This is a genomic window from Schwartzia succinivorans DSM 10502, assembly GCF_900129225.1.
Lineage (GTDB): Bacteria > Bacillota > Negativicutes > Selenomonadales > Selenomonadaceae > Schwartzia > Schwartzia succinivorans.
Genome location: NZ_FQUG01000006.1, coordinates 172,891 through 186,146, shown reverse-complemented (window position 1 = coordinate 186,146; position 13,256 = coordinate 172,891). Strand labels below are relative to the sequence as shown.

At 51.0% G+C, this 13,256-nt stretch carries 10 protein-coding genes; 2 read left to right on the top strand and 8 right to left on the bottom strand.

The window, feature by feature from the left end:
- Positions 1 to 3: 3 nt before the first annotated feature.
- The 6 genes from BUA83_RS08875 to rplI form a co-directional block, all read right to left on the bottom strand.
- Positions 4 to 771 carry an ABC transporter ATP-binding protein gene (locus BUA83_RS08875; protein WP_072935876.1) on the bottom strand — a complete coding sequence of 256 codons (768 nt, stop codon included), beginning with the start codon at positions 769 to 771 and terminating at the stop codon, positions 4 to 6.
- On the bottom strand, positions 771 to 1,724 hold the full coding sequence (locus tag BUA83_RS08870) for a branched-chain amino acid ABC transporter permease (protein ID WP_072935908.1): 954 nt from the start codon (positions 1,722 to 1,724) through the stop codon (positions 771 to 773). The genes BUA83_RS08875 and BUA83_RS08870 overlap by 1 nt, the downstream gene beginning before the upstream one ends.
- Before the next feature lie 10 nt (positions 1,725 to 1,734).
- Positions 1,735 to 2,622 (bottom strand): branched-chain amino acid ABC transporter permease, encoded by an 888-nt coding sequence (locus tag BUA83_RS08865; protein ID WP_072935907.1) that lies wholly within the window; start codon positions 2,620 to 2,622, stop codon positions 1,735 to 1,737.
- A gap of 73 nt (positions 2,623 to 2,695) precedes the next feature.
- On the bottom strand, positions 2,696 to 3,868 hold the full coding sequence (locus BUA83_RS08860) for an ABC transporter substrate-binding protein (protein WP_072935875.1): 1,173 nt from the start codon (positions 3,866 to 3,868) through the stop codon (positions 2,696 to 2,698).
- A gap of 488 nt (positions 3,869 to 4,356) precedes the next feature.
- Positions 4,357 to 6,246, bottom strand: coding sequence for a Lon family ATP-dependent protease (gene lonC / locus BUA83_RS08855; RefSeq protein WP_072935906.1), 1,890 nt, complete (start codon positions 6,244 to 6,246; stop codon positions 4,357 to 4,359).
- A gap of 57 nt (positions 6,247 to 6,303) precedes the next feature.
- The gene (gene rplI, locus BUA83_RS08850; protein WP_072935874.1) at positions 6,304 to 6,750 is read right to left on the bottom strand and encodes a 50S ribosomal protein L9; all 447 of its coding nucleotides are present in this window, start codon (positions 6,748 to 6,750) and stop codon (positions 6,304 to 6,306) included.
- A 178-nt stretch (positions 6,751 to 6,928) separates the two neighbouring features.
- On the opposite strand from rplI, the gene BUA83_RS08845 reads away from it, so the two are divergent.
- Both BUA83_RS08845 and BUA83_RS08840 read left to right on the top strand, forming a co-directional pair.
- Entirely contained in the window at positions 6,929 to 7,546 is a 618-nt protein-coding gene (locus BUA83_RS08845) for a hypothetical protein (RefSeq protein ID WP_072935873.1), read from the top strand.
- 2 nt (positions 7,547 to 7,548) lie between these two features.
- On the top strand, positions 7,549 to 8,997 hold the full coding sequence (locus BUA83_RS08840; RefSeq protein WP_094756568.1) for an FAD-dependent oxidoreductase: 1,449 nt from the start codon (positions 7,549 to 7,551) through the stop codon (positions 8,995 to 8,997).
- 91 nt (positions 8,998 to 9,088) lie between these two features.
- On the opposite strand, the gene BUA83_RS08835 is transcribed toward BUA83_RS08840, so the two are convergent.
- Positions 9,089 to 9,469, bottom strand: a complete 381-nt coding sequence (locus tag BUA83_RS08835) for a hypothetical protein (protein ID WP_072935872.1) — start codon at positions 9,467 to 9,469, stop codon at positions 9,089 to 9,091.
- Between the two features lie 74 nt (positions 9,470 to 9,543).
- Positions 9,544 to 13,209 carry an autotransporter outer membrane beta-barrel domain-containing protein gene (locus BUA83_RS08830; protein WP_159430500.1) on the bottom strand — a complete coding sequence of 1,222 codons (3,666 nt, stop codon included), beginning with the start codon at positions 13,207 to 13,209 and terminating at the stop codon, positions 9,544 to 9,546.
- Positions 13,210 to 13,256: the final 47 nt, after the last annotated feature.

Genomic DNA, 13,256 nt, shown 5'->3' with positions numbered 1-13,256 from the left:
CCATTACGATGCACCTCCCAGGTAAGCGCGGATAACCTCCGGATTATTCTGTATTTCCTCCGGTGTGCCGTGCGCAATGATATGACCGTACTCAAGCACATAGATACGCTCGCATATTCCCATAACGAGGCTCATGTCATGCTCGATAAGAAGAATTGTGAGGTTGAATTCCTTGCGGATCCAGCGAATCATCTCCATGAGCTCCTGCGTTTCCTGCGGATTCATGCCTGCTGCCGGTTCGTCCAGAAGCAGAAGCTTCGGCTTTGCCGCAAGGGCACGGGCAATCTCCAAGCGGCGCTGTGCACCGTAGGGCAGGTTTTTCGCGGTCTCGTATGCCTTGTCCTTGAGGTGGAAAATCTTCAAAAGCTCAAGGCTGTCTCTTTCAATCTGCCTTTCCTCCTCAGTGTAGCGTCCCACACGGAGAACAGCCTCCAAAAGACCGTATTTTACATGGTCATGAAAGGCAATTTTTACGTTGTCCAGCACAGAAAGCTCGGAAAAGAGGCGGATGTTCTGGAACGTGCGGGCTATGCCGCGCTGCGTAATCTGATACGGCGCAAGTCCCACGATGGACTGTCCGTCAAATTCAATTTCGCCGCTGGTGGGCTGATAAACCCCTGTAAAGAGGTTGAATGCCGTGGTTTTACCGGCGCCGTTCGGCCCGATAAGTCCGATAAGCTCGCCCTGCTCAAGATATACATTGAAGTCCGATACAGCCTTGAGGCCGCCGAACATTTCAACAACATGGGATGCTTTCAAGAGCGGTTTCATTATTCGCGGCCTCCTTTCGTGCGGTCAAGAAATCTGAAGGGCTTGAACGCTGTAAGCTCCACATACCCGAAGAGTCCCTGCGGGCGGTAGAACATCAAAAGAATCAGCGCCAGAGCATAGATAATCATACGGAACTCAGGCCAGCTTGCGAGAGCCGCTGAAAGAGCCGTAACAACAAATGCGCCTGCCACAGAGCCTGTAAGCGAACCCAGGCCGCCAAGAACAACCATGATGAGATAGTTGAAGGACGCCATGAAGGTGAAGGAGCTTGGGTTGATAATGTAGAAGCAGTGAGCGAAAAGCGCGCCTGCGATTCCTGCAAAGGCTGCTCCGATAGTAAACGCCATGACCTTGTACTTCGTTGTGTTGATACCCATTGCCCCTGCGGCAATCTCGTTTTCGCGGATAGCAATGCAGGCACGTCCGTGGGTAGAATTGACGAAGTTTTTAATGAAGAAAAGTGTCACAAGCATGGTGAAGAATACCCACGGGAACGTGGTAAGATGCGGTATTCCCGTGAAGCCTGCGGCACCGCCCACATAGTTGATGTTCATGATAACGATGCGGATGATTTCACCGAGGCCAAGGGTTGCGATGGCGAGATAGTCACCGTTCAGGCGGAGTGTCGGAAGGCCGATAAGGCAGCCCAAAAGTGCCGCCGCAGCGCCGCCTGCCAGCATGCCCACGATAAGGGGCATGTGGAAATTCGTGGTCAGGATAACACTGACATAGCAGCCCACCGCCATGAATCCCGCGTGTCCCAGCGAGAACTGTCCCGTATAGCCGTTGATAAGGTTCAGACTTGCCGACATTATTATATTGATGCAGATAATGATGATATTGAGCTTCCAGAAGGAGCCTATCATGCCTCCCTCCATGAGCCCGTATACGATGCCGAAAATCACGAGCCCAAGCACCAGATACATCAGATCGTTTTTACGCTGTATATTCATAGTGCCCACCTCATACTTTCTCCTGCGTGTTCTTGCCGAAGAGACCGGACGGCTTGAACAGCAGAACCAGAATAAGGATAGCGAAGGCTGCCGCATCGCGGAAGGTCGAAGAGATAAATCCCGATACAAGAGCCTCTATAATTCCGAGGATAAGGCCGCCTGCCATAGCTCCCGGAATGATGCCGATACCGCCGAGAACCGCCGCAACGAATGCCTTGAGGCCCGGCATGATACCCATGAGCGGGTCGATAGAGTTGTAATAAACACCTACAAGAACACCGCCTGCTGCAGCGAGCGCGGAACCGATACCGAAGGTAACGGAAATGACACGGTTCGCGTCGATACCCATGAGCTGTGCAGTCTCCGTATCAAAGGAAACAGCGCGCATGGCCTTTCCGATTTTCGTGTACTGCACGATATACGTCAAAAGCACCATCAGCACAAGAGTGATGGCAAAAATCAAAAGCTGCTGTCCGTTCACCGTAAAGCCGGCAATCGTAAGTCCCTCCGTTTCGAAAACCCGTGGGAACGTGCGCGGTGTCGGGGAAACGAAATACATGCTTCCGTATTCAAGGAAAAAAGATACACCGATGGCCGTAATCAAAACGGAAATACGCGGTGCATGGCGAAGCGGCTTGTACGCCAGGCGCTCCACCACCATTCCGAGAAGTCCCGTCACCACCATCGAAACGATGAGGGCAGGAAAAATCCCCATATGTGCCACCGTAATGGCGAAAAAGCCGACGTAAGCACCGACCATATATATATCACCATGGGCAAAATTGATGAGCTTGATGATACCGTAGACCATCGTATATCCCAAAGCTATCAGGGCATACACGCTTCCCAGCGAAATGCCGTTGATGAGCTGCTGTATGAGATGACTCCCAAAGTCCATAAAAATCACTCCCATAGCAAGACGGGACCGCATCCCTGCGGCCCCGCTGCCTTTTTACTGCCTGTTCATTTGCTTATTTAGGCATAATTTTTGCAACCATCACGCGGTCGCCGTCTTTGTTTTCGAGGATGACTGCCTGTTTGATAGGATTGTGGTTTGCATCCATCGAAAGAATACCTGTACCGACCTTAAGATCCTTCGTCTCAGCGAGAGCCTTCGTGATCTTTTCGGAATCAACGCCGCCTGCGCGTTTGATAGCATCAATCAGCATCTTGCCGGCATCATAGCCGAGAGCTGCGAAAACGTTCGGAGCCTTGTTATACTTTTTCTGGAATGCGTCAATGAAAGGCTTCACGCTCTCATCCTTGTCGGAGTAGTGCGTGGAGAAATACGTGTTGTTCAGAGCGTCCTTGCCTGCGATGTCCGCAACCTTCGGGTCATCCCAGCCGTCCGTTCCGATAATCGGCTTCGTGAAGCCAATCTCACGTGCCTGTTTAACAATCTTGCCGACCTCTTCATAGTAAGCCGGTACGAACATGACATCAGCGTTAGCCGTCATGAGCTTTGTAAGAGTAGCCTTGAAATCCTGGTCCTTCTGGAGGAATGCTTCTTCCATCAGAACCTTGCCGCCTGCAGCCTCGAATTTTTCTTTGAAGACCTGGCCGAGGCTCTTGGAGTAATCGGAGCTGGAGTCAACATAGACAACAGCCGTCTTTGCCTTGAGGTTGTCCTTTGCGAAAGCCGCCATGACATCACCCTGCTGCGGGTCGATGAAGCAGCTGCGGAATACATACGGCTGAACCTTGCCATTCTCAACAGTTACCTTCGGGCTTGTTGCGCAGGGTGCAATGATAGGAACCTTGGCATCCGTAGCGATGCGGACCTCAGCGAGGACACTGCCCGTGGTAGCCGGTCCAACGAGGACGCTTACTTTATCATCGGAAATCAGCTTCGTAGCGGCATTTGCAGCCTCGGAAGCCTCTGATTTGGAGTCTGCCTTTACGAGCGTGATTTTCTTTCCGTTGATACCGCCCGCAGCGTTCGCCTCATCAATAGCAAGCTGCAGACCTTCGAAGGTAGCATTGCCGTAGTTGGCGACGTTACCCGTCATCTCGAAGTTGGCACCGACCTTGATTTCATCGCTCTTTGCCTTGTCTCCGCCGCCGCAGCCTGCGAGGACTCCGCCAAGTAACATGGTACCAAGAAGCATCCCGGCAACGCGCCGGCCTCTTTTCCCAAATAACATATAAATCCCTCCTTAAAATATAGAAGAACCATATGCTTTGCCTTCCCCGTACAGCCTATGGTTCAACTGATGAACCTTATTATATGTTACATGTTTACAATAGTCAATGGTTTTTTGTAAATTATTTCAACTTTATTTGCATTTTTGTTTTCTGCAGGCGGACAATAAAAGAAAAGCTGCCCGACGAGGCTGTACCCCATCGGACAGCCCTTCTGCTGTCAACCAATCTAAACATAATTATAGGACGCACATATCCAAGAGTCAACCGTCCATTTAGCGTATATTTTGTTAAAAATTTTACAATGTACAAAATAAGCCTTCTCCTTTAGGAGAAGGTGGGCCCATAGGGCTCGGATGAGGTAATCCCCAAATTTCCTACCATGTAGATAGTGGTAAGCTTTTGTGCACCTCCTCCACCGCTGACGCGGTCCCCCTCCCCCTGAAGGGGAAGGCAAGATAAGAGCATTTTTCTCAGCTCTCATATACCTCTATTCTGTTTTGTCGTCCGCGAAGATATAGGAAAAAGCTTCCTCTGCCGTTTCCACAGCATGAACATCGAGTCCGAGATGGTTCTCTCCGATGTCCTTTTCGTTTTCCTTCGGGATAACGAGCGTCTTTATACCTGCCTGTTTCGCGCCGTAGGCCTTTTCATTTACGCCGCCGACGGGACGCACGCGCCCGTACAGGGAAATCTCTCCGGTCACCGCCACGTCCTGACGGATAGGGCGGTTCTCCACTGCGCTGATAATAGAAGCGAGGATTGCCGTACCTGCTGATGGGCCGTCGATATTTCCGCCGCCCACTACATTTATATGTACGTCGTAATCCGCCAGATCCTTCCCGGTGATGCGCCGCATGACAGACGCCGCGTTGAACACGGAATCCTTCGCCATGCTTCCCGCGGTTTCATTGAAGCGTACCTTGCCCTTTCCCGCTTCACGGGCAGGAAAAGCCACTGCCTCTATCTCGATAACCGAGCCGATATAGCCTGCCACTCCAAGGCCGAAGATATGTCCTACCTCCGCACGGTCAGATGCCTTTTTCGTGACGAACTGATTAAGGCGGCTGACCTGAACCACAGCGTAGATGTCATCCTTTTTAATGAATACAGGCTCATCCTCCGCGCCCCCACGTCTTCTCTCGATGGCGAAGCTGTAGGCGTCGGCGAGGATATTTATTGCCTTGCGGCCTTCTATTGTATATTCGCTTATGAGCTGTGCCGTGCCTTCCTCAAGCTCCGCGGAGAGCTTTTTCGCGGCAGTCTCAATGATTTTTACTATATGTGCCGGTGTCAGCGGCTCAAAATATATTTCCGCGCAGCGTGAACGGAGCGCAGGGCTTATATCCCTGGCGTCGCGCGTAGTCGCGCCTATGAGTACGAAATCCGCAGGAGCGCCGTCCTCGAACAGCTTTTTGACATAAGGCGGAACCTTTTCGTCCGTGGGGTCGTAATACGTGGATTCAAAGAATGCCCTCTTATCCTCAAGCACCTTCAGGAGCTTGTTCTGGAGCATCGGGTCCATTTCTCCGATTTCATCTATAAAGAGAACGCCGCCATGGGCATCGCTGACAAGTCCCGGCTTCGGCTCAGGAACACCGTTGTCCGCGAGGTCCTTCCTTGCGCCCTGATAGATAGGGTCATGAACAGAGCCAAGAAGAGGGTTCGTCATGTCCCTCGGGTCCCAGCGAAGCGTCGCGCCGTCTGTCTCTACAAAGGGCGCTTCCTCCCCGAAGGGAGATTCCTTTACCTTCTTCGCTGCTTCAAGCACAAGGCGTGCCGCCGTCGTCTTGCCGACGCCCGGTGGGCCGTAAAGCAGAAGATGCTGTGGATACGGTGAGGAGAGCTTCGCCAAGAGGGAATGAACCGCCCGCTCCTGTCCCACGACCTCATCCATTGACTGCGGCCGTAAAAGCTCCATCACGGACTGGGTAAGCTTCACCTTGTCCATGGCCTCCAGCTTTTCACGCTTCTTCGCTGCCTGAGGTGTCTCCACAGGAGCTTTTTCCTCATCAAGAATCTGCATGCGGATATCCTTCACATATTCCTGATGATTTTCCTCCAGCTTCTCCGAAATCTTCTTTTCTATTTTATCCTCCAGCGTGCGGCGTGCCATCATGTCAGCCACATGCTCGGAGAGAACGGAAATGAGCTTCGGAATCTCAGAATCCGTGGGGATATGTTCTATGGTAGGATTCTCCATGATAATGCGCTGGAGAGCCAGCACACGTTCACCATGACGCGGAGAACGCATGAACTTCAGCGCGTCCATCTTTCCTGCCTTTATAACAAGCTTGTCAGGGCCTATGACATCAGAGAGCATACTGTAGAGGGCATCTATCTCCCTGTCCAGAGGATTGTCGCTCTCGCGGTACTCCATGTCCTTCGGCTGTTCATCATCTTTTTTACTGAAAAATTTAAAAAGGTTTCCCATATTTTACTCCGCGACGACGTGAACCTTGACCTTCGTGGCAACCTCAGGATGTACCTTGACGGCAGCCTCGTATTCGCCCGGAGCCGTAACCTCCTTATTAAGAGTGATTTTGCGTTTCTCGATATCGATGTCGTGGTCCTTCTTGAGAGCCTCGGAAACATCCTTGCCCGTAACGGAACCGAAGAGCTTGCCGCCCTCGCCAACACGTACCTTGATCGTGACCTCGACCTTTGCAAGCTGAGCAGCCATGAGCTTTGCCTCATCGGCAGCCATAGCCTTCTTTCTTGCCTCAGAGCCTGCCTTCTGCTTTGCGAGATTCAGATTCTGTGCCGTAGCCTCCACAGCCGCCTTGCGGGGAAGAAGGAAATTACGGCCGTAGCCCTCGGATACTTCTACGATATCTCCGGCCTTGCCGAGCTTCTTTACGTCCTGCTTCAAGATAACCTTCATATCAATCAGTCTCCTTATATACAAAATTTTGTAACACACCCTGCATGAGAGTATATTATATTATAGTATAACACAGTGCGCGCGTAAAATCCCCTAAAGGCAGGAATACGCCCGTCAAATGTCGAAGTAAGTACTATTGGCGCTATTCAAAAATCCATATCCCGAAAGGAGTACTCCAATGAAAAACTTTTCCCCGGTAAAAATTCTCTTTCTGACACTTGCTCTCATGCTGACAGCATTGTCTGCCGCGATGGCCGCCGAAATGCCGCGTGTTGCAATAATTTATGCAAATAACGCTAACACGACCTACGACGATGCCATCAACGACTGCATACTGCAAAATCTTGATAAAGAGCTGTCAGGCAAATTCAATGTTTCAAGAAGCGACGCCGTCATACAGAAGCTTGCCGACAAGGGCATGACCGACCTCTCCATGGCAGAGCGCCGCGATATAATGGACGTGGTCGCTGATGAGGGCTTTGACTACATCCTCTGCCTCACCCTTGAACCCTTCCAGCGCAAGGAAAAATTCAGCGTTTTCACCCAGGGCATTGAGATAATTGCCACTGTCCCGGTGAAAATCATTGACGTAAAGGGAGACCGCTACATCTACAACGGAAAATTTGTTGAGAAGCATTACGACAGCACATGGATCGGCACCGTAGGAAACAAATCCGTTGCCCTCGAAGCGCTTAACAAGGTAAACAAGGGACTCAACAAGGTTCTGCGGGAAAAAATGCCTGTGGCAAAAGATTCCGCAGGTGCAAAGGATAATGTAATCCGAAAGGAAATATAATTATGAAAACAACCTCTTCAATTCCAGCATCATGCTCAATCAGCGGCGCAGACTTTTCAGAAGCAGATTTGCCGCTGCTGCTTGATACGGATGTCTGCGTCGCAGGCGGAGGCACGGCAGGAACTGCAGCCGCCGTATCCGCGGCCCGCAGGGGAGCGAAGACAGTGATTGTTGAGCGCGGCATTTTACTGGGCGGACTGCAGACAATGGGCTGCGTCTACCCATGTATGCCCACCTATGTTGACGGCAGCGATACGCCGTATATAACCGACCTGAACAGACGAATGGAAAATCAGGGTGTTTCCCCGGTACTCGGCGTTGAAAGCGAACGCTACAACGGCGGCGGCAGCTCCGTCTACACGGCCGAGATTCTCTCCCTCGTTTACGAGGAAATGTGTGAGGAAGCAGGCGTATCCATTCTCTACGATGCATCCCTCATCGGCGCTGTCACAAAGGACGGGAAAATCACCGAGTGCATCGTCCAGACCGTGGAGGGCCTCGGCAGAATACGGGCAAAGACCTTCATTGATGCCACAGGCGACGCGCTTCTTTCCAGATTCGCGGGAGTTCCCGTGGAAAAAGGCTCCGAAACCACAGGACGGAACCAGCCCATGAGCCTGCGCTTTGAAATGACAAATATTGACGTGGACAGAGTTATCCGCTTCTTCGACGAAACGCTGAAGGACGGACGCATGGAGCCTTCCTTCATAGAAAAATGGAAGGACGACATGGCCCACGGACGTCCCCCATTTATGGAATTTGCGAAAATAAAGAGCAATGAAGCTTTCTTCCAAAAGGCCGTGGAAACGGGCGAGCTGACACAGGATGATGTTTTGTATATTCAGGGCTTCTCCATCCCGGGAAAGCCTAACACAATGGCCCTCAACTGCCCCGAAATGCCTCCCCTTGACTACAGCGCTGCAGACGCCCTGTCAAGAAGCCGTGCTGTAAGCTTCGGGCGCCGCATGATGCACAGGCTCGCGGCTTACTTCGTGAAGAATATCCCCGGCTTTGAAAAGGCATATATCAGCCGTGAAGCAAGCATGCTTGGGGTGCGCGAATCCTGGCGCATACGGGGAAAATACCATCTTGAGGCAGAGGACTACTGGAGCGCCCGGCATTTCCCTGATGCTGTCTGCCGCACCGCATATCCTATCGACATTCACGACGTAAAGCTGAGCTTCGGCGAAAAACTCGCAAAGGGACAATGTTACGAAATCCCATACCGAGCTCTCGTAACAAACGAAATCTCAAACCTGATTGTTGCAGGACGGTGCATCAGCGGAAGCTTCGCCGCCCAGGCCTCCTTCCGTATACAGCCCACCTGCATGAGCATGGGTGAAGCCGCAGGAATAGCGGCGGCATGGGGACTCTCCCATGATATTGAGGCAAACGCCATCCGCTGGGAGGATATTCCAAAGGAAGAACGAAGCTATTCAAGTGAAGGATAAAATCGTAAAAAAAGAACCCGCAGGAGAAATTCTTCTGCGGGCATCTTTTTATGAACAGGGGAGTTAAATTTTAAGCGGCTGATTTGCCTGATCAGACTGTGTCGATAGTTGCGATAGTACCCGGACGAATTGTTACGTGATAGATGCGGAAGAGGTCAAGACCGTACCAATATTCCTCATCACCATTATCATATACAACCTTGATGTCCCAATACTGTACGTTGTCCATCGGGTCGAAATCCAGGAAGATTTCCTGTCCCGGCCAGAGAACCTGGTTCTTGCCGAGCTCGTCCTGATAAAGCCAGGTGCTCTTGTGAGTCGGGCTGAGATAAATCTCAGTGATTGTACGGCCCGTGCCGTTCTCCAGGACGAAGTTCTGGCTGCCGCGGGAACCTGCCATAGCGACGCTGGCAAAAGCCATTGTCAAAACAAATGCTGCAATTAAAAGACCTGCAAAGCGGAATTTCTTCATGCAATTACCTCCCTTTAATAACCATCGTTTTCCTGATGCATATATTTGATTCCCCTGTCGCTGACAATATAGTATTACCATGATAACCGCAGCGATACGCTTGCGGTAATATCCCTGTCATGAGGTCCCTGTGCTACACCCAGCTCTCCGCCAACACGCCAGCGGTCACTGATGGCACGACTTCCGTAGATACCAAGCAGAACCCTTGTCTTATCCATCGAACGGCTCCGCATGGAGAACTTTTCACCGCCGCCTGCGAGACGTGCCCCGTAGCACGGATTTGCTCCGCCCAGGGTGCGTGATACTCCAAGCTCGACCTCTACATACCCGTCCTTGCCAAAGTCACGGGCAAAATCCCAGCCGATAGCAGCCGCCGTATAGGTGCTGCTTCCGCTGTCTACAACCTGACCGAACTCATAAGCGCCTGTCTCGCTGTAGGCTCCCTGACGATAATGCACCGCCTGGAAGGAAGCGAAGGGCTTATTGTGCCAGCCTTGTTTTCCATAATCCAAGTCATAACTGTAACGACCGTTGAATTCTATTGTCTTGCCGCTGTAATCAGCTTTTGCATTGTAGTTGTCCCCGGCGTAGAAGTGTCTTTTCTGGTCGTGGTTCTGCCAGCCTGCTCCAACATACAGGAACGCGCTGTGGGGACCGACTCTCCAGTCGCCGTACAGGCCAAAGCGGTGATCCTTCGTATCCCTGTGATCGCCCTGACCGCCGTAGGACTGCTTGCTGAAAGAGTAGAGAGCACCCAGCTTCCATTTCGGGCTGGCCACATAGTCAGCTCCCACAGAAGCGGTAAAGCCGTGTCCCGATACATCTCCGCCATAGCTTCCCCAGCCCTTGGCAAACTTGAACCAGAGTCCGCCGCCTTCGCTGAGCTCAACGGGAACAATCAGGCTAAGTCCAGGGTCCGCAGAGGACGCGGAGGGCTTCGGAGCTGTCGCGGTGTAGTTGTTAACAAAGCTGCTCAGCGGAACATTTACAGGTACATTCGCCTGATGAGTCAGATAACGGTGGCGCGCCGTCAGAGCGTTCATTACCGTATTCTGTCTCATGACAAGGCCCGCGCTCATTGCCGTTCCCGACGACATATCAGTGAGTGCTTCCTTGGCTGAAGCAGTGCCGAGGGAATAGACCTTTCCTACACGGCCCTTTCCTGCCGCGTCGGTGTTGTTGTAAATCATATCCAGGCTGTTGTATATCGCCTGCTGATTTCCGTCCATAGCACCGATGTTGTCGGCACGTACCAGTGATGCCGTTGTCTTACCATTTGTAGCACCGACATTCAGGAAGCCTGAGAAATAATCTCCGGGGTGGGTATCAAGCTCGCCTGTAATATTGCCCTTTACAGAAAGGAATGTGTATTCCTGTCCGGGAAGATACGACTGACCTTCTATATTCACAAGCTCTGTATCAGTAATTTTAGCATTTTTCTCGACAACAATCTTACTTGCCTGCTGCCCGTTATTGTATGTGGCAATGCCGATAGCACCATCGGAATCAAGTTTTCCTACGATTGCCATATCGTATGTGGAGATTGGTGCTATAACGCCGTGGTTGATAAACCAGCCCGTGCTGTTATCGGAAAAGCCCTGAGCCATTTTCCCGCTCATATCATTCAGGATATAGCTTCCGCCATAAAGCTTCGCGTTCTTTCCAACCTCTACGGTGACGACATCTGCGGTTCCGCCATACTCAGAGGTTCCATTGTTAAAGAACACCTTCATGTTGTCTTTACCGGTGATGAACCAGTTATACTTCATGCCGGTATTGAAATTCAGATGCGTAACAAGGTCGGGGATATAAAGAGAATACTCATATCCGTTTTCTCCCAGATGATTTTCTCCGTACTGAATCCTAAGCGGCTTATTGCCTTTATCATAACTTCCTTCACAAGCATCATCACCGAACTGTTTCCAGTCAGAGGTGATATTTCCTCTTATGCTTGCGCCCTCGTTAACATTGATATTTTTTACGAAGGCATTCTTTGCGATGTAGATGGCGTTTTCTCCGCCAACCAGAGTGCCTGACAGATTGTAGTTTTCCACCATAGCGCCATTCAGCTCATCTGCCGCGACATTATAGTCAGTTACGCTCATATCTGTCAGCTTGGCATTTTCCGGTGAATCGGTTATTTCACCGCCAGATACACTCCGTACATAACGGATATAGGAGCCTCTGTACTCATCACCGGCTCCGTTGGTACTGGAGCCGAAGTCAAAGCGTATTCCCGTCCCCCCCTGTCCGCTGGCCGTAACAGTACCTGCCTGGTTCACGGTCTGACCTCTGCCGTAGGCTACAAGGATACCATTGCCCCGATAGCCGTCTGCATGAATCTCGGTGTTCTCGGGGATAATAAGGGTATTGCCCATACCGTCCACACGTACGCCCGTTGCGCCTGTACCCCGTGTCAGGATATTGGCAGACTGGGTTACCGTGTTGTTTGAGCCGTATATATGGAGTCCTACACCCAGAGGAACAGTGCTGTAGGTATTTGCAAGATACGCCGTGCCATCGGAATTACGTGCGAAGTATCCGTTGGTATTATTTATTGTCAATCCGTTACCGTAAACAGACCTTCCGAAATGCGCCCTGCGGTCAATGTCGTATCCCAGATCCTGCATGACAGCCAGCTCTACCTCCAGGAAGGTTGTGTAGTTGCTGTATGCTCTGTGACTCATCATGCCCGCGGTCTGCAGATGAGAGCCATCAAATTTGCTTTTACCCTCCCCTTCCCAGCCATTCACAGGAAGCGCCGAGCGCCCTAAGAAGGTTGCACCGTCCAGAGCATCCCTGACATTATCCCCAACGAAATAAGCAAAGCCTTTTCCATCAGAGGTCGTAGCTTTATCCACTATAAACACATCATCTTCAGACCAGCCTGCAGGTATATCCGAAGAGGTAGAAATAATCATGCCGGGCTTTGCCATCTTCCCTGTCTGGTCCATAAGATGCAGCTGCCATGAATCTTCAGAGCGCACCTGGGAATATATTGTTGAATACTTTTTGCTGTCGATTGTCCGCTCTCCTTTTACAAGAGAGATTCCCAAAGCATGCCCCAGCTCATGACGTATTGTTCCCACATAATCTGCCGCCTGCTCGTTTGTCGGAAGCACCGTATCCGCATCCACCCACCAGCCGCAATCTGCTACGCCGGCACCTCTGGTACGTTTAGCTCCGAAATACTTGCCTACGGTTATTTCGCTGAATCCATAATCACCTGCCGGCAGAATAGTGCCATGCTGATTAATATAATCCTGGTCAATTACCAAAAGCTCTTTTCCGTCCTGAAGCTGGTCTTTAATAAATGCTTCATGCTTCAGAAAACTGTTTTTATCGCCGGTGGCTCTTATCGAATAGGAGGCGGCTCCAGCATTCTTTTCCTCATTAGTATTAAGATATATTGTCCATGCATCTTTGTTTTTTGCTCCGTCACCAATTATATCCGCCCAATATTCCGCAGCGGATACAGTTGCCTTTTTCAGCTCCACTGAAGGGGTATATTTCGACGGATCTACGAACCAGTCTTTCTCCTTGTCTAATCCTAATCCCTTACCCTCGGGGAAGAAGCTGATTTCAGCGAATTTTTCCCCATTGTGGTAAACAGTCTTAACCGACACATCTTCGGTATCATCCGCAAATGCGTGCGAAGGCAGTGCAGAAAACAGCCCTGCAAGAATCATTGCTGTCATCGCGCAAATCCTTTTGCGTGATTTCCTTCCCATTCTGCCCATTGCCCTCACATCCTTTCCGAAAGGCATCTATTGCCTTACCATCAACG

Coding starts and splice junctions, on each gene's coding strand:
- BUA83_RS08875 (WP_072935876.1), bottom strand. CDS start 771: ATGAAACCGCTCTTGAAAGCATCCCATGTTGTTGAAATGTTCGGCGGC.
- BUA83_RS08870 (WP_072935908.1), bottom strand. CDS start 1,724: ATGAATATACAGCGTAAAAACGATCTGATGTATCTGGTGCTTGGGCTC.
- BUA83_RS08865 (WP_072935907.1), bottom strand. CDS start 2,622: ATGGACTTTGGGAGTCATCTCATACAGCAGCTCATCAACGGCATTTCG.
- BUA83_RS08860 (WP_072935875.1), bottom strand. CDS start 3,868: ATGTTATTTGGGAAAAGAGGCCGGCGCGTTGCCGGGATGCTTCTTGGT.
- lonC (WP_072935906.1), bottom strand. CDS start 6,246: ATGGAGTACCGCGAGAGCGACAATCCTCTGGACAGGGAGATAGATGCC.
- rplI (WP_072935874.1), bottom strand. CDS start 6,750: ATGAAGGTTATCTTGAAGCAGGACGTAAAGAAGCTCGGCAAGGCCGGA.
- BUA83_RS08845 (WP_072935873.1), top strand. CDS start 6,929: ATGAAAAACTTTTCCCCGGTAAAAATTCTCTTTCTGACACTTGCTCTC.
- BUA83_RS08840 (WP_094756568.1), top strand. CDS start 7,549: ATGAAAACAACCTCTTCAATTCCAGCATCATGCTCAATCAGCGGCGCA.
- BUA83_RS08835 (WP_072935872.1), bottom strand. CDS start 9,469: ATGAAGAAATTCCGCTTTGCAGGTCTTTTAATTGCAGCATTTGTTTTG.
- BUA83_RS08830 (WP_159430500.1), bottom strand. CDS start 13,209: ATGGGCAGAATGGGAAGGAAATCACGCAAAAGGATTTGCGCGATGACA.